Origin of the sequence: Acinetobacter seifertii (genome assembly GCF_016064815.1) — a bacterium.
GTDB classification, from domain to species: domain Bacteria; phylum Pseudomonadota; class Gammaproteobacteria; order Pseudomonadales; family Moraxellaceae; genus Acinetobacter; species Acinetobacter seifertii.
Genome location: NZ_CP065820.1, coordinates 3,783,650 through 3,806,836, shown reverse-complemented (window position 1 = coordinate 3,806,836; position 23,187 = coordinate 3,783,650). Strand labels below are relative to the sequence as shown.

General features: G+C 40.7%; 21 protein-coding genes. 10 read left to right on the top strand and 11 right to left on the bottom strand.

All coding sequences use genetic code 11. The features are described from left to right. Positions 1–83 precede the first annotated feature (83 nt). The 4 genes from lptF to I8T81_RS17565 all read left to right on the top strand — a co-directional run bounded on the left by lptF (position 84) and on the right by I8T81_RS17565 (position 5,127). Positions 84–1,184: an LPS export ABC transporter permease LptF gene (gene lptF / locus I8T81_RS17580; protein ID WP_004699267.1), complete on the top strand. Its 1,101-nt coding sequence runs from the start codon at positions 84–86 to the stop codon at positions 1,182–1,184. Beyond that, entirely contained in the window at positions 1,184–2,254 is a 1,071-nt protein-coding gene (lptG, locus tag I8T81_RS17575) for an LPS export ABC transporter permease LptG (RefSeq protein WP_198071747.1), read from the top strand. The genes lptF and lptG overlap by 1 nt, the downstream gene beginning before the upstream one ends. Positions 2,255–2,379: 125 nt before the next feature. Beyond that, the gene (gene gpmI / locus I8T81_RS17570; protein ID WP_198071746.1) at positions 2,380–3,927 is read left to right on the top strand and encodes a 2,3-bisphosphoglycerate-independent phosphoglycerate mutase; all 1,548 of its coding nucleotides are present in this window, start codon (positions 2,380–2,382) and stop codon (positions 3,925–3,927) included. Positions 3,928–3,942: 15 nt separating this feature from the next. Further along, positions 3,943–5,127, top strand: coding sequence for a S41 family peptidase (locus I8T81_RS17565; protein WP_198071745.1), 1,185 nt, complete (start codon positions 3,943–3,945; stop codon positions 5,125–5,127). Positions 5,128–5,130: 3 nt separating this feature from the next. Here I8T81_RS17565 and I8T81_RS17560 read toward each other — a convergent pair whose 3' ends face one another. The 3 genes from I8T81_RS17560 to gacA are packed head-to-tail and all read right to left on the bottom strand — an operon-like array spanning position 5,131 to position 8,792. After that, on the bottom strand, positions 5,131–6,552 hold the full coding sequence (locus I8T81_RS17560) for a sigma-54-dependent transcriptional regulator (RefSeq protein ID WP_151749463.1): 1,422 nt from the start codon (positions 6,550–6,552) through the stop codon (positions 5,131–5,133). 25 nt (positions 6,553–6,577) lie between these two features. After that, positions 6,578–8,146 carry a sensor histidine kinase gene (locus I8T81_RS17555; RefSeq protein ID WP_198071744.1) on the bottom strand — a complete coding sequence of 523 codons (1,569 nt, stop codon included), beginning with the start codon at positions 8,144–8,146 and terminating at the stop codon, positions 6,578–6,580. A gap of 10 nt (positions 8,147–8,156) precedes the next feature. After that, the gene (gene gacA, locus I8T81_RS17550; RefSeq protein ID WP_019457005.1) at positions 8,157–8,792 is read right to left on the bottom strand and encodes a response regulator transcription factor GacA; all 636 of its coding nucleotides are present in this window, start codon (positions 8,790–8,792) and stop codon (positions 8,157–8,159) included. 211 nt (positions 8,793–9,003) lie between these two features. Between gacA and pbpG the strand changes: the two genes are divergently transcribed. Further along, the gene (gene pbpG, locus I8T81_RS17545) at positions 9,004–10,050 is read left to right on the top strand and encodes a D-alanyl-D-alanine endopeptidase PBP7/8 (protein WP_134263468.1); all 1,047 of its coding nucleotides are present in this window, start codon (positions 9,004–9,006) and stop codon (positions 10,048–10,050) included. A gap of 107 nt (positions 10,051–10,157) precedes the next feature. Here pbpG and thrC read toward each other — a convergent pair whose 3' ends face one another. The 4 genes from thrC to xerD all read right to left on the bottom strand — a co-directional run bounded on the left by thrC (position 10,158) and on the right by xerD (position 14,780). After that, positions 10,158–11,297 (bottom strand): threonine synthase, encoded by a 1,140-nt coding sequence (gene thrC / locus I8T81_RS17540; protein WP_019457006.1) that lies wholly within the window; start codon positions 11,295–11,297, stop codon positions 10,158–10,160. Between the two features lie 54 nt (positions 11,298–11,351). Beyond that, entirely contained in the window at positions 11,352–12,653 is a 1,302-nt protein-coding gene (locus I8T81_RS17535; RefSeq protein ID WP_198071743.1) for a homoserine dehydrogenase, read from the bottom strand. Positions 12,654–12,897: 244 nt separating this feature from the next. Then, on the bottom strand, positions 12,898–13,713 hold the full coding sequence (locus tag I8T81_RS17530) for a DsbC family protein (protein WP_198071742.1): 816 nt from the start codon (positions 13,711–13,713) through the stop codon (positions 12,898–12,900). A 146-nt stretch (positions 13,714–13,859) separates the two neighbouring features. Next, a complete protein-coding gene (gene xerD, locus I8T81_RS17525; RefSeq protein ID WP_039254226.1) occupies positions 13,860–14,780 on the bottom strand; it encodes a site-specific tyrosine recombinase XerD in 921 nt (306 codons plus the stop codon). Between the two features lie 144 nt (positions 14,781–14,924). Between xerD and I8T81_RS17520 the strand changes: the two genes are divergently transcribed. From I8T81_RS17520 to ftsW, 5 genes are all read left to right on the top strand, one after another. Continuing rightward, entirely contained in the window at positions 14,925–15,185 is a 261-nt protein-coding gene (locus I8T81_RS17520) for a FeoA family protein (RefSeq protein WP_039254224.1), read from the top strand. Next, positions 15,182–17,038: a ferrous iron transporter B gene (gene feoB, locus I8T81_RS17515; RefSeq protein WP_019457011.1), complete on the top strand. Its 1,857-nt coding sequence runs from the start codon at positions 15,182–15,184 to the stop codon at positions 17,036–17,038. The genes I8T81_RS17520 and feoB overlap by 4 nt, the downstream gene beginning before the upstream one ends. A 12-nt stretch (positions 17,039–17,050) precedes the next feature. Further along, positions 17,051–17,302, top strand: coding sequence for a DUF6587 family protein (locus I8T81_RS17510; RefSeq protein ID WP_019457012.1), 252 nt, complete (start codon positions 17,051–17,053; stop codon positions 17,300–17,302). 147 nt (positions 17,303–17,449) lie between these two features. Beyond that, positions 17,450–18,796, top strand: a complete 1,347-nt coding sequence (murD, locus tag I8T81_RS17505; protein ID WP_004699236.1) for a UDP-N-acetylmuramoyl-L-alanine--D-glutamate ligase — start codon at positions 17,450–17,452, stop codon at positions 18,794–18,796. Positions 18,797–18,822: 26 nt separating this feature from the next. Beyond that, positions 18,823–20,019 carry a putative lipid II flippase FtsW gene (ftsW, locus tag I8T81_RS17500; protein WP_004699234.1) on the top strand — a complete coding sequence of 399 codons (1,197 nt, stop codon included), beginning with the start codon at positions 18,823–18,825 and terminating at the stop codon, positions 20,017–20,019. A gap of 50 nt (positions 20,020–20,069) precedes the next feature. On the opposite strand, the gene gluQRS is transcribed toward ftsW, so the two are convergent. The 4 genes from gluQRS to I8T81_RS17480 all read right to left on the bottom strand — a co-directional run bounded on the left by gluQRS (position 20,070) and on the right by I8T81_RS17480 (position 23,159). Then, positions 20,070–20,966 carry a tRNA glutamyl-Q(34) synthetase GluQRS gene (gene gluQRS, locus I8T81_RS17495; RefSeq protein WP_198071741.1) on the bottom strand — a complete coding sequence of 299 codons (897 nt, stop codon included), beginning with the start codon at positions 20,964–20,966 and terminating at the stop codon, positions 20,070–20,072. A gap of 1 nt (position 20,967) precedes the next feature. Further along, complete coding sequence (gene dksA, locus I8T81_RS17490; RefSeq protein ID WP_002121205.1) at positions 20,968–21,504, bottom strand: RNA polymerase-binding protein DksA; 537 nt, start codon at positions 21,502–21,504, stop codon at positions 20,968–20,970. A gap of 211 nt (positions 21,505–21,715) precedes the next feature. Further along, complete coding sequence (gene cpdA / locus I8T81_RS17485; protein ID WP_019457015.1) at positions 21,716–22,528, bottom strand: 3',5'-cyclic-AMP phosphodiesterase; 813 nt, start codon at positions 22,526–22,528, stop codon at positions 21,716–21,718. Positions 22,529–22,532: 4 nt separating this feature from the next. Further along, the gene (locus I8T81_RS17480) at positions 22,533–23,159 is read right to left on the bottom strand and encodes an NUDIX domain-containing protein (RefSeq protein ID WP_025465070.1); all 627 of its coding nucleotides are present in this window, start codon (positions 23,157–23,159) and stop codon (positions 22,533–22,535) included. Positions 23,160–23,187 lie beyond the last annotated feature (28 nt).

Sequence of the window (23,187 nt, the reverse complement as noted above, 5' to 3'; positions counted from 1 at the left end):
ATAGCGTTGCAATGTGCGGTTTTATATTTTTAACATTCGGGTAAACTAGCGTTCGTCCCGTTTAGCCTTTTGGAAGTATTAATTTGATTATTCGGCGTTATCTCGTCAAGCAAGTTGTCTCTACCTCATTGGTGGTCATTGCATTATTGACCTTAATCATGATGGGTGGTCGTCTGATCAAATACTTTGGTGTGGCGGCGCAGGGACGTTTAGATGCTAGTATTTTATTTAGCATCGTAGGATATCGTTTACCCGAATTCCTTACCCTTATTTTACCACTAGGTTTTTTTATTGGCTTAATGCTGGTGTTTGGTCGCTTATATGTTGACCATGAAATGGCCGTACTCAATGGTAGTGGAGTAAGTCGTCATCAGTTAGCACGCTTACTCATTCCAATGACACTGGTTTACATGGTTTGTCAGTCTGTGCTCATGTTATGGATGACGCCGTGGGGACTACGTGAATTTGAAAAACTAACGACAACCCAAGCTGTACGGACTGGTTTTGATTTGGTTCGGCCAAGAGAGTTTATTTCTTCAGGGCCTTATACGATTTATGCAGGCTCACTGTCGGAAGACCGTAAAAACCTCAAGGATATTTTCTTTTATCAACGCGCTACTAAAGAAGATAAGCCAGATGTCATGATTTTGGCAAAAGAGGCAACACGTGTTGAGATGGCTAATGATACAGCCAATGTTGTCGATCTGGTTCAAGGTCGCCGTTATGAAATATATCCGGGACAACCGAAATATACGCAAGCAGAGTTCCAGTCTTATCGTCTGCGCTTAGAAAATGATAAGGATGTTAAGTTTGAGAGTAGTGATGTAGGAGCACTTCCAACCTCTAAACTATTGGATAAAAGTAATGATCCTGTCATTAGAAGTGAGTTGGGTTGGCGTTTATTTGGTCCGTTTACAATCATTGTTGCCCTCATGATGTCAGTTGCATTGTCTGAGGTAAATCCACGACAGGGCCGTTATTATCGTCTTATTCCATCTATTTTTATTTTCGCGAGTCTGATTGTACTTATGATTGCGATTAAGACTCGTATCAGTAGAGGAGAGCTGGACATTTGGGCTTATCCAGCAGCTTTATTGGTTTATGCAATTGCAGCTGCCTTATTTTCACGTAAACAGAAATTAGGGCCGAAAATCAAGAAACAGATCAAGCGGGTGAAATTATAATGTTAGCACGTCGAATAGTCGCCAAATATGTGACGAAAACCACTGCGCTTGCAATGTTTGGTACCACCATTGTTTTATCTGTTTTACAGGTCTTGTTTACTTATTTGGGTGAATTGGGTGAGTTAAAACCTGACTATAATGCATGGCAAGCTTTCATCTATGTGTTATGGGGTGCCCCTCGCTATCTATATGAGATTTTACCTATTTCGGCCTTAATTGGGGCTGTGATTGGATTAGGGGCTTTAGCATCCAACAGCGAGCTGATTGTAATGCGGTCAGTTGGTATTAGCTTATGGCGTATTGTAGGTTGGGTAATGCGCTCAGCTTTGCTGCTTATTGTTTTATCTTTTGCGCTCAGTGAGTGGGTTGTTCCTTATACAAATGAGCAAGCACAAAGTGTCAAAAGTCACCGTTCAGCAGCTGCTTTAGGTGAAGTGAAAGGCTATTGGTCACGAGAAGGACAGCGTTTTATCTATATTGACTATGCAAACTCGCAAGGAAATTTAAGAGACATTCAAGTTGTAGACTTTGACAAAGATTACCGTTTGCAATCTCTAATTAATGCAGAGCAAGGTAAGTTTATCAAAGATGGTCAATGGTCTTTACAGAAAGCTAGCCAGACCGACATTCTTACAGATGGTAATTCAATACAAAACAATCATGAACAGCAGTCTTTAGGATTGGCTTTACAACCTAAATACGTACACATGGTGACTTTAGATCCTGAAGACTTATCTCCAAGTCAGTTGGTTAGCTTCATGCGTTATATGGATGAATATAGCCAAGTCCCTAAAACCTACCAATTAGCTTTTTGGCAAAAAGTTGCCTCTCCATTTTCTCTCATTACCTTGGTGTTAGTCGCTTGTTCTTTTATTTTTGGGCCACTACGTCAACAGTCAATGGGTTTCAGATTGGTGATCGCACTCTTTATTGGTTTGGGTTTTTATTACTTACAAGATTTCTTGGGTTACGCAAGTTTGGTATACGCACCTTCACCTGCTTGGTTTGTACTTGCACCTATTGCTTTGTTATTCGGTGCAGGTAGTTATTTACTTTACCGCGCCCGTTAATTCAAAAGAATATGAATGGCTTTCTCAATGATAGGCATTGGTGAAAGCTATAGGAAAAATTAGAGTCTTCACCGAAAATTCGGTAAGATATTGCGATGAAATTGTAGACAAAAGAGAAATTGATTATGACGGATGCAACTGCTGGCAAAATCCCTCACGTTCTGGTCATTATGGATGGTGTTGGACACCGTGAAGCGATTGAAGATAATGCTTTTCTTGCAGCAAAAACCCCGAATTTAACTGCAATGAAAGCAAAGCATCCAAATAGTCTCATTTCTGGTTCTGGTGAAGATGTAGGTTTGCCTGATGGACAAATGGGTAACTCTGAAGTTGGCCATATGAACCTTGGTGCAGGCCGTGTGTTGTATCAAGATTTTACCCGTATTACTAAAGACATTCGTACTGGCGATTTTTTCAAACATGAAGTATTGATTGACGCTGTTGAAAAAGCCAAAGCTGCTGGTGGTGCAGTTCATATTATGGGCTTACTTTCTGAAGGTGGTGTTCATTCACACGAAGATCATATTGTGGCGATGTGTGAGCTTGCATTAAAACGTGGTGCAAAAGTTTATCTTCATGCATTCCTTGATGGTCGTGATACTCCTCCACGTAGTGCGCAACCTTCATTAGAAAAATTAGATGCTCTATTTGCTCAATATCCGGGTCAAGGTCGTATAGCAACTATGATTGGCCGTTACTTTGCAATGGATCGTGATAACCGTTGGGACCGTGTAGAACAGGCTTACCGTTTATTGACTGAAGGTGAAGCACTTCGTACTGCACAAACGGCAGTAGAAGGTTTAGAGCTTGCGTATGCTGCAAATGAAAATGACGAGTTTGTAAAAGCAACTCGTATTGGTGATGTGGCTAAAGTTCAAGATGGCGATAGCGTTGTTTTCATGAACTTCCGTGCTGACCGTGCTCGTGAAATTACTCGTGCGTTTGTTGAAAAAGACTTCGCTGGTTTTGAGCGTAAAGTTGTGCCGAACCTTTCTAAATTTGTCATGTTGACGCGTTATCAAGCAAGTATTGATGCACCTGTGGCATATATGCCTGAAGAGTTGAAAAACTCACTTGGTGAATATTTATCTTCTCTTGGCAAAACGCAATTACGTATTGCTGAAACAGAAAAATATGCCCATGTGACATTCTTCTTTAGTGGTGGTCGTGAAGATGAATACCCAGGTGAGAAGCGTATTCTCATTCCATCACCAAACGTTGCAACATATGACCTAAAGCCGGAAATGAGTGCTTATGAAGTAACTGATGAGCTCGTTAAGGCAATTAACTCAGGTGAGTATGATTTATTGGTTGTGAACTTTGCCAATGGTGATATGGTAGGTCATACAGGCGTATTTGATGCTGCGGTTAAGGCTGTTGAAGCAGTTGATAGATGTTTAGGTCGTGTATACGAAGCTGTGATGGCGAAAAAAGGCCACATGCTGATTACTGCTGACCATGGTAATGTCGAGCAAATGCAGGACTATGAAAGTGGTCAGGTTCATACTCAACATACAACAGAGCTTGTACCATTTATTTATGTTGGTCCAACTCAAGCGACAATTGCAGAAGGTGGTGTACTTGCAGATGTTGCACCGACCATCCTTAATCTAATGCAGATTCCAGTTCCTGCTGAAATGCAAGGTCGTAATCTGATTACATTATCTGCATAAGCAATAGGTGACTAAATGCTGCAACACAATATATATAAAGCTTTTTTGGGTAGTGTATTAATGTGTTGCAGCTACCTCGCTCTTGCTGCTCCTGTTGTAAAAGAAAAATTATCGCCGCAGCATGCTGATCCAGCAGAATCAGAAGAAAGTTATGCAGAAGTCCCTATTGATTCGATTCAGCAGTTTGTACAAATTTATGGGATTGTTCGGGATAACTATGTCGATGAAAAGTCGGACGATGCTTTATTTTTACAAGCAATTAAAGGATTAGTCAGCGGTTTAGATCGTTATTCACGCTATTTGTCTCCTGAAGAATACCGTCAACTCATTCAATATACCGAAGGTGATCTAGCCTCGGTTGATTTTGCATTAAGTCCAGAAGCACATATTCATAAATGGATGATTCGCGACCTTAAGACAGGTTCAGATTCATATAAACTAGGCTTAAGAAATGGCCAGACAATTCTAAAAATTGATAATCAAGAACTTAAGAATCTGACGCAAGATCAAATATCTGGTTTGCTGTATGGTTCAATAGGATCAACACTTCAAGTACAGACCGAGGAGTCAAATACTCCAATCAGTTTAGTTCGTAATAAAAAGATTGAAACTGACATCGAACCTGTCATGTTACACAATCAGGTATTGGTACTAAAAATTAGAGTGTTCCAGCAAGATACTGCTAATGAAATTAAGCGTTTGATTGAAGAAAATAGTTCTTCGCGTTTAAAAGCGGTATTAATTGATTTACGAAATAACCCAGGTGGGTTGCTATCTGCTGCTGTTGAGTCAGCCGATTTATTTTTAAATCATGGCATTATTGTTTCTACAAAAAGTCGTTCAGAAGGTAATCAGCAATTTCAGGCTTTACCGGGCAATGATTTTCAAAATATAAAGGTCGGTATTTTAATTAATCACCGATCTGCGTCAGCAGCAGAAGTTTTTACTGCAGCAATGAAAGAGCATCAGCGTGCTTGGGTCATTGGCGAAAAAAGTTATGGAAAAGGCGTTGTACAAAAGCTTTTCCCTCTGCCTAGTGGGGCAGCCTTGCAAATGACGGTCTCACATTACTACACACCAAATGGTAATATGATTGAAGGGCAAGGTATTCAACCTAATCAGACCTATCCCTTACCGCCAGAAATGAAAGAAGATATTTATTTGGAGCGTGTTGCCGATTTACTTCTAAAAAGGAAGTAAGGTTTATACTTCCTGTTCAGTCTCGGTGTCTAAGCCAAATTTTTTCAAACGATAACGTAAAGAACGAAACGTCATTCCTAGTTTTTTTGCTGCTAAAGTTCTGTTCCAATGGGTCATATTGAGTGCATTGAGCAGAATATCTTTTTCAATGTTCTCTAAATAACGCTCCAATCCTTCAGTTGGCAATTTTTTTACAACTTGAGGCGTTGTAACGTTATTTTGTATAGTCTGAGATACCAATGGTACTGAGCTAGAGATATTTGCTCTTAATGGCGCTGGATGTAAGTGTGGTACATCAATTTGAGCATCGTCACTTAGGGTGATTGCTCGCTCAATCATGTTTCTTAATTCGCGAACATTGCCAGGAAAGTGTTGCTGTAAGAGATAAGTCTCGGCTGCGTCGCTTAATTGTTTGGGTGGTGTTTCCCACTCCATACAAATTTTTTGAATAAAGTGATTTGCAAGTAAAAGGACATCTTCGCCACGTTCTCGTAGCGGTGGTAACATCAAATCCATAACATGGATACGGAAAAACAGATCTTGACGGAATTTGCCTTGTCTAACCAATAAATCCAAGTCTTGATGGCTCGCACTAATTACACGGAAATCAACATCAATTTCCTGATCGGAACCGAGAGGACGGATCTTTTTTTCCTGTACCGCACGCAGTAGTTTGACTTGCATGCTGAGTGGTAATTCGGCAATTTCATCTAAAAATAAACTACCGCCGTGAGCCGATAAAATCAGACCCTGTTTATCTTGAGTTGCTCCAGTAAAACTGCCTTTTTTATGTCCAAACAGCTCACTTTCCATGAGTTCAGTTGGAATGGCACCGCAGTTAATTGCAATAAAAGGACCTTCACTACGGTTACTCAACCGATGAACTAGGTTGGCAACTACTTCTTTACCTGTTCCTGACTCACCTGTAACAAATACAGGTGCTTGAGAGCGAGCAATTTTTTTAATTGCAATGCGTAATTGTTGAATGGGTAGAGAACGGCCGATTAATAATTTATTTTCTAGCGCTGTTTCTGCAAAGTCTTGATCTGTTTGTTGCCGATTGAGCGCCTTTTGCAATAACTGATCTAAATGGACTTGGTTAATAGGTTTATTCACAAAATCAAAAGCACCTGCTTTTAATGCAGCAATTGCAATATCCATATTGCCGTATGCAGTTAAAACTGCAATTGGGGTGTTGGGGTAGTTTTGATAGACATGTTTGACTAAGTCTAACCCGCTACCATCAGGTAGATTCAAATCGGTTAAGCATGCGTCATAATGAAACTGAGTGAAGAGTTGTTTGGCCTGTTCAACCCGATAAGCAAGATGTGTTTTAATCCCCATTCGTGCAAGTGTCATTTGCATTAAAAGGCACAAATCTTCTTCATCGTCTACAAGCAAAACTAGTGGTTGCTGTTCTGCCATTTCCCCAAAAACCTAATAAAAAAAATCAATATATTATTGGGCACTCTATTCTGAAGCATGCCCCTTGTTTTTGCTCTACATAAGTGAGCTTTGCATGGTTTGCCTCACAGAAACTATGAGACAAGTATAATCCTAAACCAGTTCCATTAATTTCGGTACTAAAAAATGGTTTAAATAGTTGAGATATATCACGTTTTGAGACACCTTCACCGTAATCGATCACATCAATATAAATTTTATTTGCTTGTGAATGAATATTGATCGTGACATCAGGTGAATCAGGTGCATTATGCCGTAAAGCATTTCGCACCAAATTGATCATAACTTGTCGTAATTGTTTTTCGTCAAATAAAAATTTTAGATAATTATCAGATATTTCGAGTCTGATAGAGTGCTTAACGTCTGATAAATCTTCTTCGAATAAACTTGTTATAAAATGACTTAAGTCAATCTGAATAGGATGAGTTCTTTCACTACGTGCAAGCCCCAAAGTATCTTGAACAATACTGTCAATACGTTTGGCTTGTTTACCAATCATATGTCGCAAAGTATTTTGTTGTTCTGGATCGCTATCTTTAAGTAGCTCATTTGCTTGTACAATTGCAGCCAAAGGGTTGCGGATTTCATGTGCAATACTTGCTGAAAGTTGTCCTAAAGCAGCAAGTTTGAGCTGTTGTGCTTGCTGATTAATTTGCTGAGCATCTTGTAAAATGAGCAGTGTCAGTGCTTGTTGTGGGACCAAAAGGTGCTGCACTTTAATATTAATGGAATAAGTCGATAGGCGAGACTCAAAAATAAATCGGTCACCTTCTTGTAAGTCACCAAACTTAAGAATCTCATATAAGTCGGTATGCCACTTGGCTAAAGGATATTTTTCGTTGGCAAATTGAGGTGGAATACCGAGCAGTGAGCAAGCAGCTGGATTGCTGAGCACAATGTCGTAGTCTTCATCTAAGACTAAATAGCCTTCTTCAATTTGTTCTAAAATATAACGGTTAATATTTTGAAGTTGATAAAGTTCAACTGACTGGTGAAAGGTCAAAGCTTCAAGTAATTTAAAGCGTTGAACCGCAATTTGACCAATACCATGAACGACAAAAAATAAGAAAGCGAGTAGGGCACTATTCCCGATCGTGTTTAGATTGTTGTAGTCGAACAAACTACCCACGAAGCGTTGGTAAATTACTGCAATGATCGCAAGCAAGGTAATGATTAAAGACATTCTTGCGCTGAGTAAAATTGCCGAGGTAAAGATTGCAATTACATAAAGTAGACTAAGCTGTAAATTTGGTTCACCAACAGAAAAAGTCAGTAAACTCAAACAAATAACATCGACAATAAAAAATAAAGCAAGCTGGCGTGTTGCCTGAGTTGCGATAAATTTAAAGCCTAACAATTGAACAAGACTGACAATTGAGTAGCCTAGCAGCGTATAAAAATATAAAGATGGTTGCTGCAAACTATTGTCGGCTTGAGCATTGGTTGAAACCAAAATAATAGTCAGGCTAACCGCAATAATAAGACGGTATAAACCATACCAAGTGCCCAAACGAAAAATCGTATGGGACAGGGATGAATTTAAAGGAGAGTGCATGTAAGCCTGATTATGGTTTAATCAGACCGTAGCGAATCGCAAGATGTGTAAGTTTTACATCGCTATCAATTGCTAACTTTTCAAAAATACGATAACGGTAAGTATTTACAGTTTTCACGCTCACAAAAAGTTTATCGGCAATTTCTTGTGCGCTAATACAGTTGACAACCATCATGGCAACTTGCATTTCACGTTCCGATAACGAATCAAAAGGGGATTGTTGGGTGTCGGATAAATATGAGCTTGCTAGTTGTTCGGCAATATCAGCACTAAAATATTTACCACCTTGCATCACTTTATTAATTGCACGAACCATCTCGGCAATTGGTGCACCCTTGGTGATATAACCTTTTGCACCGGCTTTTAGCAATAAAGACGGGTAGGGTTCTTCGGCAAGGCCGCTCACAGCAATGACTTTAGTCTCTGGAGCTGTTTGTAATAAACGACGAGTTGTTTCTACGCCACCGATGCCCGGCATGTTGACATCAAGTAGTACGACTTGCGGATGTTGTTGGCGAACGATAGCAATTGCTTCTTCCCCAGATTCGGCTTGTCCAATTACCTCAACATCTGCATGATCTTCTAACATACGGCAAATACCCGTACGTACCAGTTCATGGTCATCGACAACTAAAACTGTAATCAAGAAGACCTCCTTTCTTTCAAAAAACAAGTTTTTTGTTACATAAAGCAAAATAAGCTTGCAATGGAATGACAAAATTAGCAATCCTATTCTTCTATAGTGAGCGAATAGTTGTGCACAATTGTGTCGGTAAACCTTTATACCTTATATCTCAAATGTAAGGCATAATGATATTAAGCGCAAATGTGTGTCACCCTGAGTCGAGTATTGTGCCGTGAAAAATTCTAAAAAGTCTTTAATGCATGTGCTAAGCATGTCTATTTTGCTTAGTTTGAGTTCAACAAGCTTTGCAGAACTCGTCAATAACCCGTCCTCAGGGAGTACTGGTACTGCAAGTTTAAATTGGTCGGCAGCGGATGCTAGTCAACTTTTAAATGATGAAGATGATGAACCAACTCCGCAAGGTTCAACATCTGTAACTACAACTTTGCGTGGCAGTAATGCACCGAAAGTTATTAGTTCTACACCTAGAGTTGCTCCAATTCGCGATACTGGGGGTTTTAATGCCCAGCCGAGTGTAAGTGCACGTGCTGCACTTGTCATGGATGCGCAAACAGGTGAGGTTCTTTATAGTAAAAATACCAATGCATCGGTACCGATTGCGTCTATTACCAAATTAATGACAGCAGTTGTAACGGCAGATGCGCGTTTAAACATGTCAGAAGAAATTACACTTGAGCAAATTGATTTTGCTGGTGCAAATGGTAAAAACTCAAGCTCAACCTTACGTGTTGGCGACAAGATGAACCGTGCAGAAGTTCTTCTGTTTGCTTTAATGAAATCTGAAAACCCAGCGGCAGCAGCTTTAGCGCGTACTTATCCGGGTGGTCGTCCTGCATTCGTAGCAGCGATGAATGCTAAAGCACGTTCTTTGGGTATGAGTGCAACTCATTATTATGAATCGACTGGTTTAGACCCACGCAATGTCTCTTCTGCACGTGATTTAGGAATTTTGGCGAGTACAGCATCTCAGTATGGCTTGATCCGTCAATTCTCAACTACACCGACTTATGATTTTAACTTGGGTTATCGCGTGTTGAAATCTAACAATACTAATGCGCTAGTGCGTAATGGTGGTTGGAATATCAACTTGTCAAAAACTGGTTATATCAATGAAGCCGGTCGCTGTGTCGTGATGCATACGACTGTAAACTCACGTCCAGCAGTGATTGTATTGCTTGGTGAGCCAAGTACACAGGCACGTAATAACGATGCAACTAACTTATTGGGTTGGTTGAGTAATTTGCCAAAACGTATTTAAGTTCAATATTTAAAAAACGCTTCTATCAAGAAGCGTTTTTTTATGGATATAAAAAAGACATAAAAAACGGCCGTATTAAACAGCCGTTTCTTATAAAAACTCAGATCTTACATATTAGATAAAATCGAATCTTTTACTTGGTCCATTGTTGCATCAATTGACAACATCACTGCATCAGCACATTGTTTGATTGCAGTGTCAGGATCTTTCAAGCCATTACCAGTTACTGTACATACGATGACAGAACCTTCAGCAATTTTACCCGCTTTAATGTCACGGATTGCACCGCCGATAGAAGCAGCAGATGCTGGTTCAACAAATACACCTTCATACATAGAAAGTAAGCGTTGAGCTTCTAAAATCTCACTGTCTTGAAGTTCATCAAACCAGCCTTTAGAGTCACGTACCACAGCTTTTGCATGGTTCCAGCTTTGTGGATTACCAATACGAATTGCAGTTGCAACAGTTTCAGGGCTTTCAACAGGAGCACCACGTAAGAATGGAGCTGCGCCAGAAGCTTGGTAACCTACCATTGTTGGTAAGCCTTCTGGTTTAGGGCCAGTGAATTGATCAGTCGCAGCATCGTAAACAACTTGTTCGAACTGATCAGCAGGTTGGTTTGCTACAGCTTCTGTATAACCCATCCAGTGAGCGGTGATGTTACCTGCGTTACCTACTGGCAAGCAATGATAATCAGGCGCACGGCCTAATGCTTCAACGATTTCATAAGCAATGGTTTTTTGACCTTGCAAACGGTAAGGGTTGATTGAGTTTACAATCGTTACAGGAGCTTGATCAGCCACTTCTTTTACTAGACGCATACCATCATCGAAGTTACCACGAATTTGCATAGTGATCGCACCATACATCATCGCTTGCGCCATTTTACCCATCGCAATTTTGCCTTCCGGAATCAAAACAAATGCTTTGATACCAGCGCGAGCAGCGTATGCAGCAGCAGCAGCAGAAGTGTTACCAGTAGATGCACAGATAATCGCTTTAGAGCCTTCTTCAACCGCTTTGGTTACAGCCATGGTCATACCACGGTCTTTAAATGAACCAGTTGGGTTTAAACCCTCATATTTCACATAAATTTCAACATCTTTGCCAATAATACGTGGAATATTCTCAAGTTTAATGAGTGGGGTGTTGCCCTCACCCAAAGAGATAGCACGAGTAGTTGCCGAAACTGGCAAACGGTCACGATAACGATCTACAAGACCAGTATAACGATTGGCATTAGACATGATGGTGTTCCAATTAGAGGTGAAGCGGGAGAGGGAATCTTTCCCTCAACCTGATTAACTATCGAGCGATTCTAAACGAATTCTTACGATTTCGCCACGAATAGCAGGTAATGCTTGAATTTGCGCAAGAGCGTCATCCATTTTTGATTCAACGATTGGATCGGTCAAAATCACGATTGGAATAAGGTCTTTTAAGCGGGATTGTTGCATGATGGCATCAATACTGATTCCAGCACGGCTTAAGATGGTCGTTACATCAGCAAGTACACCAGTCTGATCTTCAGCATTTAAGCGGATGTAATAACCTGTAGTCATTTCTTCGCGGCTTAAAATTGGCACATTTGTTAATGCTTCAAAAGCCAGCTGAGGAATTGTTCCTGCGCCATCTTCGGTATAAGAGATGTCACGAACAATATCAATCACGTCGGCAACAACAGCGGAAGCTGTTGGGCCAGCACCAGCACCAGCGCCGTAATAAAGCGTTGGACCTACTGCATTTGCTTGAACTAATACAGCATTTTTAACACCGTTCACATTGGCAATAAGCTGCTCATCTGGAATAAGTGTTGGGTGAACACGTAGCTCAATCCCTTTTTCAGCACGGCGTGCAATACCTAAATGCTTGATGCGGAAACCAAGCTCTTCAGCATATTTCACATCTTGTGCAGTGATTTTGCTGATACCTTCGGTATAGACTTTATCGAACTGAAGAGGGATACCAAACGCACAAGACGCTAAAATTGTAAGCTTGTGCGCAGCATCAATACCTTCAACGTCAAAAGTTGGGTCTGCTTCTGCATAACCGAGTTCTTGAGCTTCTTTTAATACATTATCAAATGCACGACCTTTCTCACGCATTTCAGTCAGAATAAAGTTACCTGTACCATTAATAATGCCTGCTAACCATTCAATATGGTTTGCAGCAAGGCCTTCACGAATCACTTTAATAATTGGAATACCGCCAGCTACTGCTGCTTCATAAGCAATTTGCACGGCATTGTCTTCAGCTGCTTTAAATAATTCATTTCCATGTTCAGCGAGTAAGGCTTTATTTGCAGTCACGACTTGTTTGCCGTGTTTAATCGCTTCCATGATGACTTCGTAAGCAGGGTGGATCCCACCCATCACTTCTACAACCACATCAACGTCTGGTTGACGAACGATGTCAAGTAAGTCCGCGCTTTGTTTAATCCCTTCCAATTCAAGATCTGGACGAGGGCGGCGTGTTCCAACGTGGGTAATTTGAATTTCTCGACCGGTGCGACGTTTAATTTCAGCGGCATTTTCTTGTAGTAGTTTAAGGGCTCCTCCACCTACGGTTCCTAAACCGAGTATTGCCAGGCGAACTGGTTTCACGTCACACTCCATATCATCATTTAATCATTTAGTTGAAGCTAGATCATAGCTAAAAAAAACGCCAGACTCTAGCGCTTTTCGTGCCTGTTCAATCAATTAGAGTGCGATGTTCGGAAAAGCAGAGTAGATCAGTCTTTAAACACTGGCATGTAAAGAACTATTTATTGAAAAAACAAAGCGCTGCAATAAGAGCAGCGCTTTGTGTACAAGATAACTGGTGAACTATTCATCAAAATTGAGAATATTATTTATCCAGACGTTTAACTAACTCATCTGGTGTTAAGTAGCCACCGAGATATTGTCCGTCAACGTTGTAGATGGCTGGAGTACCATTCACACCCATGTTTAAACCAAGTTGATATTGTTCGCGAACAGGGTTTTTGCATTGAGCAGGTGGAATACTAATGCCTTGTACAGCTTGATTAAATGCAGCTTTACGGTCTGCACTACACCAAACGGCTTCCATCGTTGGCATAAATTGTTCGCCGCGCGGCCACGCAATGTAACGAACCTCAATGCCTTTCTCATTAATCTCGGCTAAATGCTCATGTAGTTTGTGGCAATAAGGACAACTTGCATCGGTAAACACATAAATTACATGTTTAGCTTTACCACCCTTAGCTGGGTAAACAATCAAATCTTCATTTTTTAAAGCAGCAAGATGCTTTTTATTTTCTGAAGCTTGCAGGTTATCACCAATATTATGCAGCTCTTTGCCACCTAAACGAATGACATCACCCTGAATCAGGTATTTACCATCACTGGTTGTATAAATTGATGTCATTCCTTCGAGATTTACCCAATATAAATTAGGAACTTCTGTCGGCTTGATATCTAAAATTTTGGCGTTGATATTTGCATTCTTAAATTGTTTTTGCAAAGTTTCAATTAAACGCTGTTTAGCATTACGTTCAATGATGGTTGACGCTTCCCCAGTAGCAGGTGCAGTCGCTGTGAGCGCATCTTCTTTTTGTGGTTTGTTTTCTTTAGAACAAGCACTGAACAGCAAGCTAGAAGCCAAAGCACAGGCAAGAAAAAGTTGAGATCGGGTAAAAGACATAGATAACCCTTATTTCATCAGTATTTATAGTCAGAAGCTGCTAAGCATAACAAAAAATCTAGTGTGTATTGTTAAAACTTTCTTAACCTTTGTGAACGAAATCAAACGATTGTTTGATGAATTTCAAATCATTCGCTTAAAAACTTTTATCCTCTAGGATGATGTTTTTCATGTAATTGTTGCATTCTCACTTGTGCCACATGGGTATAGATTTGGGTGGTAGATAAGTCGCTATGACCCAATAACATTTGTACTACGCGTAAGTCAGCACCGTGATTGAGCAAATGTGTTGCAAAGGCGTGGCGTAAGGTATGAGGCGATAGTTCAGCTTGAATATTGGCTTGCAAGGCGTAACGTTTAATCGCATACCAAAAATTCTGACGGCTCATGATTCCGCCATGTTGAGTTAAAAATAAATAGTCAGTCGAGCTTTTATAAAGTTGAGGGCGTGCATCACTTAAGTAGCGCTCTACCCAATCACAAGCATATTGGCCTAACGGTACCAAACGTTCTTTATTGCCTTTACCCGTAATACGTAAATAGCCTTGTTTTAAATTGATTAGCTCCAAGCGTAGGTTGATTAGCTCAGAAACGCGTAAACCACATGCATAAAGCACTTCAAACATCGCTCGGTCACGTAACCCCAAAGCTGTTGTAATGTCAGGCGCTTGAATAAGTGCTTCTACATCTTCTTCTGATAAATCTTTGGGTAAAGCTCGGCCAATTTTGGGTGAGTGATGTGTCGCTACTGGGTTATCACTTCGTAATTTTTGTTCACGTAAAAATTTGTAAAACTGGCGTAGGGCAGATAAGCAGCGTGCGATTGAGCGTGGACTTTTTCCTATTTTGGTAAGTTCAATTAAGACATCAGAAATGTCATCACTCGACCATTTCGGCAAGCTATTTTTTTTATGAAGTTCAGCACATTGAATCAGGTCAGATAAATAAGCATTACGAGTATGTGGACTCACTGTTTGAGCAACCAAATAGTCACGAAAACCTTGTAAAAAGCTCAAATGTTCAGGAATTTGAACAGGGCTTGGAATACGCGGTTTTTTACTTATCATAAACAATATCCTCTAAACCACTGTACTTTAAAAGAAACTTTAAGATTTGTCGATTAAAGTAGGTGAGAATTGAAATTTAACCTTATTTGGTAATTATTCTCATTTATATGTATACTAGAAAAAAAGGTTTTAGGATCGGATGCGGTGCGTTTATCAGCGTTGAAAGTGAAGCAAGCGGCTACCATCACCAAAGTAGATCGGATGACACAAACGTCCGAGCAAGAAGATTTGGTCGCAATTCGTTTGGAAAGTCTGGGCTTTGTGCCAGGTACTCGAATAGAAGTGATTACCAAGGGTATTTTTGGTGGTGATCCGATCTTAATCCAAATTGGCTTTACTCGTTTCGCTTTACGTAAGGCGGAAGCGGAAAAAATCGAGATCCAGTTAGAAGGAGTACCCGCATGAGTGATGCGCTACGTATTGCCCTTGTTGGGAATCCAAACTGTGGTAAAACTTCGCTGTTTAACCACCTAACTGGAACACGACAAAAAGTTGCTAACTATGCGGGTGTAACCGTAGAGCGTAAAGTCGGTAACTTTCAGTTACCTTCTGGCCGTGCCGTTCGTGTACTAGATTTGCCGGGTACCTATAGTCTGCAGGCAACTAGTCCCGATGAAGAAATTACTCGTGATGTCTGCCAAGGTAAAATTGCCGAAGAAGGGCAGCAAGATGCTTTTTTATGTATTGTTGATGCGACAAACTTAAAACTGCACTTGGGTTTGGTGCTTGAAATTATTGAATTAGGGCGCCCAATTCTGGTTGTATTGAATATGATGGATGAAGCGCGTCGTCGCGGTATTCAAATCAATACACAGAAGTTGTCTGAGCGTTTAGGTGTTCCAGTTGTTGAAACGGTTGCCGTACGTAACTCAGGCATTGAAAACTTATTGCATGCGCTTGACCAAGAAAAATATACCGTACCGCATACAGAGCTAAGTGGTTTAAGTGGTGGACATCATCAAAAAATCGAAATGATTTTTAAAGATGTGGTTCATTTTGTTGATCATGATGATAAACGTACTGATTTTCTAGATCGAATTTTCTTACATCCTGTGTTGGGTTTACTCAGCTTGGCAGTGATGATGTTTATTGTCTTTCAGGCAGTATTTGCTTGGGCTGAACCGTTTAAAGCTTTAATCGAAGATGGTGTCATTCCATGGTTAGGTGAATGGTTAAATGGAGCTATTCATCAACCTGTGCTACGCAGTTTGGTCGTAGATGGTGTTCTGGCGGGAGCGGGCACAGTATTGGCATTCTTGCCACAAATTTTGATTCTCTTCTTCTTTATTTTGGTACTCGAAGAATCAGGTTATTTACCGCGTGCAGCGTTCTTGCTCGATAAATTAATGTTTAAGGCGGGCTTAAGTGGCCGTTCTTTCATTCCATTATTATCGAGTTTTGCATGTGCCATTCCCGGCATTATGGCAACTCGAAGTATCAGTGATTCGCGTGATCGTTTTACCACGATCATGGTTGCACCTCTCATGACATGTTCGGCACGTTTGCCTGTCTATGCCTTGTTAATTGGTGCATTTATTCCAAGTCAAACTGTTTTAGGGATCTTTAACTTACAAGGTCTGGTGCTGTTTGGTTTATACATGGCGGGTATTTTAAGTGCGCTTTGTGTTGCCTTTGTGATGAAGTTCTTGCGTAAAGACAAATCACAACATGCTCTGTTAATGGAGTTACCAAGTTATCGTTTTCCTGACCCAAAAAGTATTGCTATTGGGCTGATGGAACGCGCAAAGATTTTCTTACGTCGTGTTGGTGGGATTATTGTTGCATTAACCATTATTCTTTGGTTCTTGTGTACTTTCCCTCAAGCGCCAGAAGGCGCAACGCTACCAGCAATTGATTATAGTTTTGCGGGTATGGCAGGGCACTTTATTCAGCCTTTATTTGCACCGCTTGGCTTTAACTGGCAAATCGTGGTGGCATTAATTCCTGCGATGGCTGCTCGAGAAGTTGTGGTTGCAGCATTAGGTACGGTATATGCGTTATCTGGTGCTGATGATAATGCGGTTGCACAAGGGCTTGCTCATTTGATTAGTGCAAACGGCACAGGTTGGTCATTGGCTACAGGCTTGTCTTTATTGGTGTGGTTTGTTTATGCACCACATTGTTTAGCAACCTTGGCAACGGTACGCCGTGAGACAGGTTCATGGAAACATGTGGCAGTCATGACGGCTTATCTCTTTGGTTTGGCTTATCTCATGTCATTTTTAACCTACCAAATTGCATCACGCATTTGGGGTTAATAGGAGGCGCTTATGTTTGATTACCTTATTGTTGCTGTATTGGTGTTGTGGAGTGCCATTGTTGTCTTTAAAAAGGTATTTCCTCAAACGTCCGCTTCAGTATTTCGTGTGCTATCAACCCAGTGTCAAAAGTTGGGCTGGCAGCGTTTGGCGGCATGGCTGAAGCCTAAACAGGCTGCTGGTTGTGGCGGCAATTGTGGCTGTTCTACGGATGATGCCCCTGCACAAAAGTCCGCTCCTGTGCAAACGGTGAAGTGGCGCTAATTTTTCTGTATAAAAAGCCATCGAATGATGGCTTTTTTACGCACTGACACAAAAAAAGTAGAATAAAAGTCAAACTGAAAAAGTATTCAAAACAGCAAAGTGCTAACATTTTTGCCATTCTGTCGATTGATAAATTGTGGGGCAAAAATGTTAATACAACGTGGTGGGTTAAAAGTTGTAGCAGGCTTGGGTATATCAGGTGTTTCTGCTGTAAATTTCCTGCATGAACAAGGCTACCAAGTTGCAGTAACAGACTCTCGTCCCACACCTCCCGGCCATGATCAAATTCCTGCAGAAGTAAAGACCAGTTTTGGTCAGCTTGATCAAGAATTATTATTACAAGCAGAAGAAATTATTTTAAGCCCGGGCCTTGCACCACAATTACCAGAGATTCAGGCAGCCATTGCTCAAGGTATTTCTGTAGTAGGTGATATTCAGCTACTTCGCCGTGCAACAGATGTGCCGATTGTCGCGATTACAGGCTCTAATGCGAAGAGTACTGTTACTACTCTAATGGGCTTAATGGCCAAAGATGCAGGTAAGAAAGTTGCTGTTGGTGGCAATCTTGGTCGTCCAGCTCTAGATTTATTAAAAGATCAACCAGAGTTATTGGTACTTGAGTTATCAAGCTTCCAGTTAGAAACCACATCTCACTTAAATGCTGAGGTCGCTGTAGTCCTTAACATGAGTGAAGATCACTTGGATCGTCACGGAAACATGTTGGGTTATCACAAGGCAAAACACCGTATTTTCCAAGGTACCAAGAAAGTTGTATTTAACCGTGATGATGCTTTAAGCCGTCCTCTTGTACCTGATACAACCCCTATGCAAAGCTTTGGACTAAATGCACCTGACTTAAACCAGTATGGCGTTTTAAGAGATGCTGACGGGACACTTTGGCTTGCTCGTGGCTTGCAGCGTTTAATTAAAAGCTCAGACTTATATATTCAAGGTATGCATAACGTAGCCAATGCTTTAGCGTGTTTAGCATTAGGTGAAGCAATTGGCCTACCTATGGAGTCTATGCTTGAAACTTTAAAACATTTTAAAGGCTTAGAGCATCGCTGTGAGTATGTAAAAACCGTGCATGATGTACGTTATTACAATGACTCTAAAGGAACCAATGTTGGCGCTACACTTGCAGCAATTGATGGTTTAGGTGCTGCGATTGAAGTGAAGAAAGGTAAGGTAGCCCTAATTTTGGGTGGGCAAGGTAAAGGCCAAGACTTTGCTCCGTTACGTTCTTCTATCGAAAAGTATGCCAAAGTTGTGGTATTGATTGGTGAAGATGCTCCAGTCATTGAGCAGTCTATTCAAGGTGCAACTAAAATTTTACATGCAGCAACGCTTAAAGAAGCTGTAGAGCTGTGTCAACGTGAAACGCATGCTGAAGACGTGGTGTTGCTATCACCAGCGTGTGCAAGTTTTGATATGTTTAAAAGTTATAATGACCGTGGTCAGCAGTTTGTTGCCTGCGTCAATTCGTTGGTTTAAAGAAGTATTATGATTAGGAATGTAGTATGGCAGGCTTAGCTCAGACCACAATCCAGAAAATCAATCAGTGGTATGAACGGATATTGCCTAAATGGCCAGCGGAAGTGACACCACGTAATGTTCTGATTTTCTGTGTCGTTGCATTGTTATGTATCGGATCGGTGATGGTTGCGTCTGCTTCCATGCCTTATGCTGAATATATGCATGAGAACCCGTTTCACTATGTCATCCGCCATGCAATTTCTATTGCGGTTGCTGGGGTAGTGGCGTATTTGACTTACCGAATCTCACTGAATACATGGTTTAAAAACACTTTCCCGCTGTGGTTATTAACCATGGTGCTGTTACTTGCTGCTCTGGCGGTAGGTTCGGAAGTCAATGGTTCTACTCGTTGGATTAAAATCGGTGGTTTTACCTTGCAGCCTACAGAGGTTGCTAAAGTCATGATGGCAATCTTTACAGCAGACTATGTGGTACGCCGTGCTAAAGAGGTTCGTACGCACTGGAAAGGCTTGCTACGTCTAAGTGGTGTGATGGCAATTACGGTTGGTTTGATTATTGCTGAGCCTGACTTGGGGGCAACGATCGTTATTGTCATGATGATGGTTGGGGTATTCTTTTTAGCTGGTGCACCACCAACACAGTTCTTAATCATGCTAGGTGCGATTGTCACCGGTATTGTGTTCTTAATCTTATTTGAGCCTTACCGTTTTCAACGTTTGATTTCATTTACTGACCCATGGGCAGACCCATTAGGTGTGGGTTATCAGTTATCAAACGCACTCATGGCATTTGGTCGTGGTGAATGGTTTGGAACAGGTTTGGGACATAGTGTTCAAAAACTATCTTATTTACCTGAAGCACATACTGACTTTATGTTGGCCGTGTTAGGTGAAGAGTTTGGCTTCTTTGGTATTTCGATTGTCATTGGCTTGTCTTTCTTGATGTTGGCTTGTTGTATCAAAATTGGTCACCGTGCTTTGAAACATCATTATCTTCGCGCGGGCTATTTAGCTTATGGCATTAGTATTATTTTCTTACTCCAGATTTTGGTAAATGCGGGTATGAATATGGGCTTAATGCCAACCAAAGGTTTGACTCTGCCATTTATTAGTTATGGTGGTACGTCTTTAATGATGTGTGCAGCCATGATTAGTTTGATCTTAAAGATTGATGCATCAACTCAAGAAGTGAATCCTGAAAGAGAAGAATCAAATTTCTAAATCATTTCAATCGTTATAAAAAAGCCCGATATCAAATCGGGCTTTTTTATTTATAAATATGTTCCGCTGAGCTCTTGTTTATGAGGAATTAAATCTACATTCCACTGCGCTAAAGCTTGCTTGAGCATCACTTCAGGGCGATCTAAATCAACCTTTGGTTGGCCTAGTGCTTGTATAGCTTGTTGTAGTAATTGAGGTGCCTTGGTTAAATCAAGCGCATGAGCAAGGTTTTGTTTAGAAAGTTTTTGCCCTTGGTCATTCATAGCTAAAGGAAGATGCATATAGCTGAGGTTAGGATAACCGAGCAGTTGACCTAGCCAGATTTGACGTTCGGTATTATCTAAGAGGTCTGCACCACGAACAACGTGAGTAATGCCTTGTAGATAATCATCTACAACTACAGCAAGTTGATAGTTAATAATGCCATCGCGCCGTTTAAGAACAAAGTCTCCAAGGTCATATTGCAGATTAGAGCAATGGTATCCTTGTAGGCGGTCATCGAAACAAATTTGCTGATCTTGAACTTTTACCCGAATTGCTTGATCTTGAAAGTCGAGATGTAAATCACGGCAAGTGCCTGCATAGATTGCATTTGAACCGAGCATTTTACGGGTACACTGACAAGCATAAACCAGACCTTCTTTTTTAAGCTGGTCTAATACGCTTTCATAAATGTCTAGGCGGTCTTTTTGAAAGATAATCTCGGCATCGGGATCGAACTGAAAAGCTTCAATTGATGCAAGTATATGGTCTTCACTACCGGGATAGATACGTGGAATGTCGGTGTCTTCAACACGAACGAACCATCGCCCTTGATGAGCTCTGGCATCACAATAACTGGCAACAGCAGTAATTAGTGATCCGAAATGTAAAGGGCCGGTTGGCGAGGGCGCAAACCGACCTGAGTACGAAAAGCTGGGCTTTTCTTGAGTAGCTACAGCGGTCATATTAACCGTTATTTTGCTTCTCTTTAATTTCTGCCAAAGTTTTGCAGTCAATACATAACGTTGCAGTTGGACGTGCTTCTAAGCGACGTAAACCGATTTCGATACCACAAGTTTCACAGAAACCGTAGTCTTCGTTTTTAATCGCTTCCATAGATTGTTCAATTTTACGAATTAATTTACGTTCACGGTCGCGTGTACGTAATTCAATTGCAAATTCTTCTTCTTGGGTAGCACGGTCGTTTACATCTGGCAGTGCAGTTGATTCGTCTTGCATCGTATTTAAAGTACGATCAACTTCAGACATTAATTCAGCTTTCCATGCTTGCAGAATTTGTCGGAAATGCTCGAGCTGTCCTTCAGACATGTACTCTTCATTTTTCTTAGGTTGATAAGGTGCAATACCAAATAAACTTGCAGTTGTGCCTATGTCAGAAGTTTTAGGTTTCACTTTACGTGCACGTTTTGCAGAAGCTTTATCACCTTCTACTACAACTTCTGTATGTTCATCCAAAACTTGGTTGTGGTTGTCATTCGCCATAATAGGGCATTCCTCATCATACACGTATTATCTATACGCAAAAAATATGGTGATATGCAAGTGTTTTTATAGAAAACCATCGATGGGATTTTCCCATCGGGTCGTCATCATATAGATTTTTCCTGCAAGATGATAGTCATTCTGACCCGTAAATATTTTCAAAACGTGTTTACCCCAGTCATAATTCTATATAAGCATATAAAAAATAGGTTTAATAGCCTGAAATATCAGTATTTATAAGGGTTTTAAAATTTTCAAGTCGAAATACTTTTGTTTCAAAAGTGCCGTCATTATTCAGACGAATGTAACGATAACCCGGTGCATTTTGGTCGAGCGCAAAATCTTTACTAAACGGTTTAAATTGCACACTAGTTGAAGGTGTGGAGAAAAACTCGATACCTTGCCAAATATTAAGAGAGTCTTGATGGACATGTCCGCAGACCAATGCCTTTACATTTTTAAACGGGCTTAACGTATCTAGAAGGGCATTTGAGTTTTGAAGCTTATGATGATCAATCCATTTTGATTTCATGGCAAATGGATGATGATGACAAGCCAGCAAAACTGGGTGATCTGCGAATTGTTCAAGCAAGTTCGCTAGATTTTTTAATTGTTCTGAAGACAAATGACCATCTATTTTTCCTTTTACGGCACTGTTGAGCATAATGATGCGCCAGTTGCCTAAACCTACAACCACAGGTTCCTGATGATTTTCGTTATGCAATGGAAAGTGGTCCACATTGTCATGGTTACCTAGCGTATGAAAAAAAGGTAAACCCAAGGTTTGCATAAAGTTTATATAACGCTTGTAGGTAAGCGGTGTCGGTGCTTGTGCGAGGTCTCCAGTATGAATAATCGCGTCTGCTTCAGGATGTTGCTTTAATATCTGTTTGATAATGGCATGGAAACTTTCTTCAGGATTCATCCCGACAAATTCTAGCTGTGGATACTCCAATAAATGTGTATCGGTAATTTGTATGATGACATGATTTTTTTGTGAAAGTGTTGAGACTTGAAAAGTCACCGTCCTACCTCTTCGGATTTATTATCGTTTTGCTGTGTTGAGCCAGCCATTGCAATGCCATAATAACAGGGGCATTTCTTAAACGTCCGCTGTCGAGTAGTGTTTGAATTTCACTATAACTAAACAAATGTAGCTGAATATTTTCACCCTCATCATCTACCCCAAAAATACCGCCTTCATCGGGTAAATTGGTTTCGGCAACATACAGGTGAAATAGCTCGGAACATGCGCCTGCTGATGGGTAAAAACTAAATAGATGTTCTAAATCCTGAACTTCACAACCTGATTCTTCAAGGCTTTCACGTCGAATACAGTTTTCTGGTGATTCATTGCCATCTAATACCCCAGCAATAACTTCAAGCTGCCATGGTGATTGTGAATCACCTAAAGCACCCACACGAAACTGTTCAATCAGTGCAAACTGTTGTTTTTGGTCATTGTAGAGAAGAACACCAGCCGCTTCAGGCCGATGTACAAGTTCGCGCTGCAATACAGGAGTATATTCAGACTGATTAAATAGACGATGTCGAAGGCTAACTTTTTCAACTTGAATAAAACCACGGAACAGAGATTCACGTGATGTTACTTCGACATCTTTAGATGTATAACTTGGACGCTCGACAATACTCATGATTCGATCAGGACGAAATCTATTTATT

What these genes read in the sequence shown, in the direction of transcription:
- lptG (WP_198071747.1), top strand. Translation starts at nt 1,184, where the DNA reads ATGTTAGCACGTCGAATAGTCGCCAAATATGTGACGAAAACCACTGCG.
- murD (WP_004699236.1), top strand. Translation starts at nt 17,450, where the DNA reads ATGTTAATACAACGTGGTGGGTTAAAAGTTGTAGCAGGCTTGGGTATA.
- I8T81_RS17565 (WP_198071745.1), top strand. Translation starts at nt 3,943, where the DNA reads ATGCTGCAACACAATATATATAAAGCTTTTTTGGGTAGTGTATTAATG.
- I8T81_RS17510 (WP_019457012.1), top strand. Translation starts at nt 17,051, where the DNA reads ATGTTTGATTACCTTATTGTTGCTGTATTGGTGTTGTGGAGTGCCATT.
- thrC (WP_019457006.1), bottom strand. Translation starts at nt 11,297, where the DNA reads ATGTCTAATGCCAATCGTTATACTGGTCTTGTAGATCGTTATCGTGAC.
- feoB (WP_019457011.1), top strand. Translation starts at nt 15,182, where the DNA reads ATGAGTGATGCGCTACGTATTGCCCTTGTTGGGAATCCAAACTGTGGT.
- xerD (WP_039254226.1), bottom strand. Translation starts at nt 14,780, where the DNA reads ATGATAAGTAAAAAACCGCGTATTCCAAGCCCTGTTCAAATTCCTGAA.
- gluQRS (WP_198071741.1), bottom strand. Translation starts at nt 20,966, where the DNA reads ATGACCGCTGTAGCTACTCAAGAAAAGCCCAGCTTTTCGTACTCAGGT.
- gpmI (WP_198071746.1), top strand. Translation starts at nt 2,380, where the DNA reads ATGACGGATGCAACTGCTGGCAAAATCCCTCACGTTCTGGTCATTATG.
- I8T81_RS17560 (WP_151749463.1), bottom strand. Translation starts at nt 6,552, where the DNA reads ATGGCAGAACAGCAACCACTAGTTTTGCTTGTAGACGATGAAGAAGAT.
- dksA (WP_002121205.1), bottom strand. Translation starts at nt 21,504, where the DNA reads ATGGCGAATGACAACCACAACCAAGTTTTGGATGAACATACAGAAGTT.
- I8T81_RS17480 (WP_025465070.1), bottom strand. Translation starts at nt 23,159, where the DNA reads ATGAGTATTGTCGAGCGTCCAAGTTATACATCTAAAGATGTCGAAGTA.
- I8T81_RS17530 (WP_198071742.1), bottom strand. Translation starts at nt 13,713, where the DNA reads ATGTCTTTTACCCGATCTCAACTTTTTCTTGCCTGTGCTTTGGCTTCT.
- ftsW (WP_004699234.1), top strand. Translation starts at nt 18,823, where the DNA reads ATGGCAGGCTTAGCTCAGACCACAATCCAGAAAATCAATCAGTGGTAT.
- I8T81_RS17555 (WP_198071744.1), bottom strand. Translation starts at nt 8,146, where the DNA reads ATGCACTCTCCTTTAAATTCATCCCTGTCCCATACGATTTTTCGTTTG.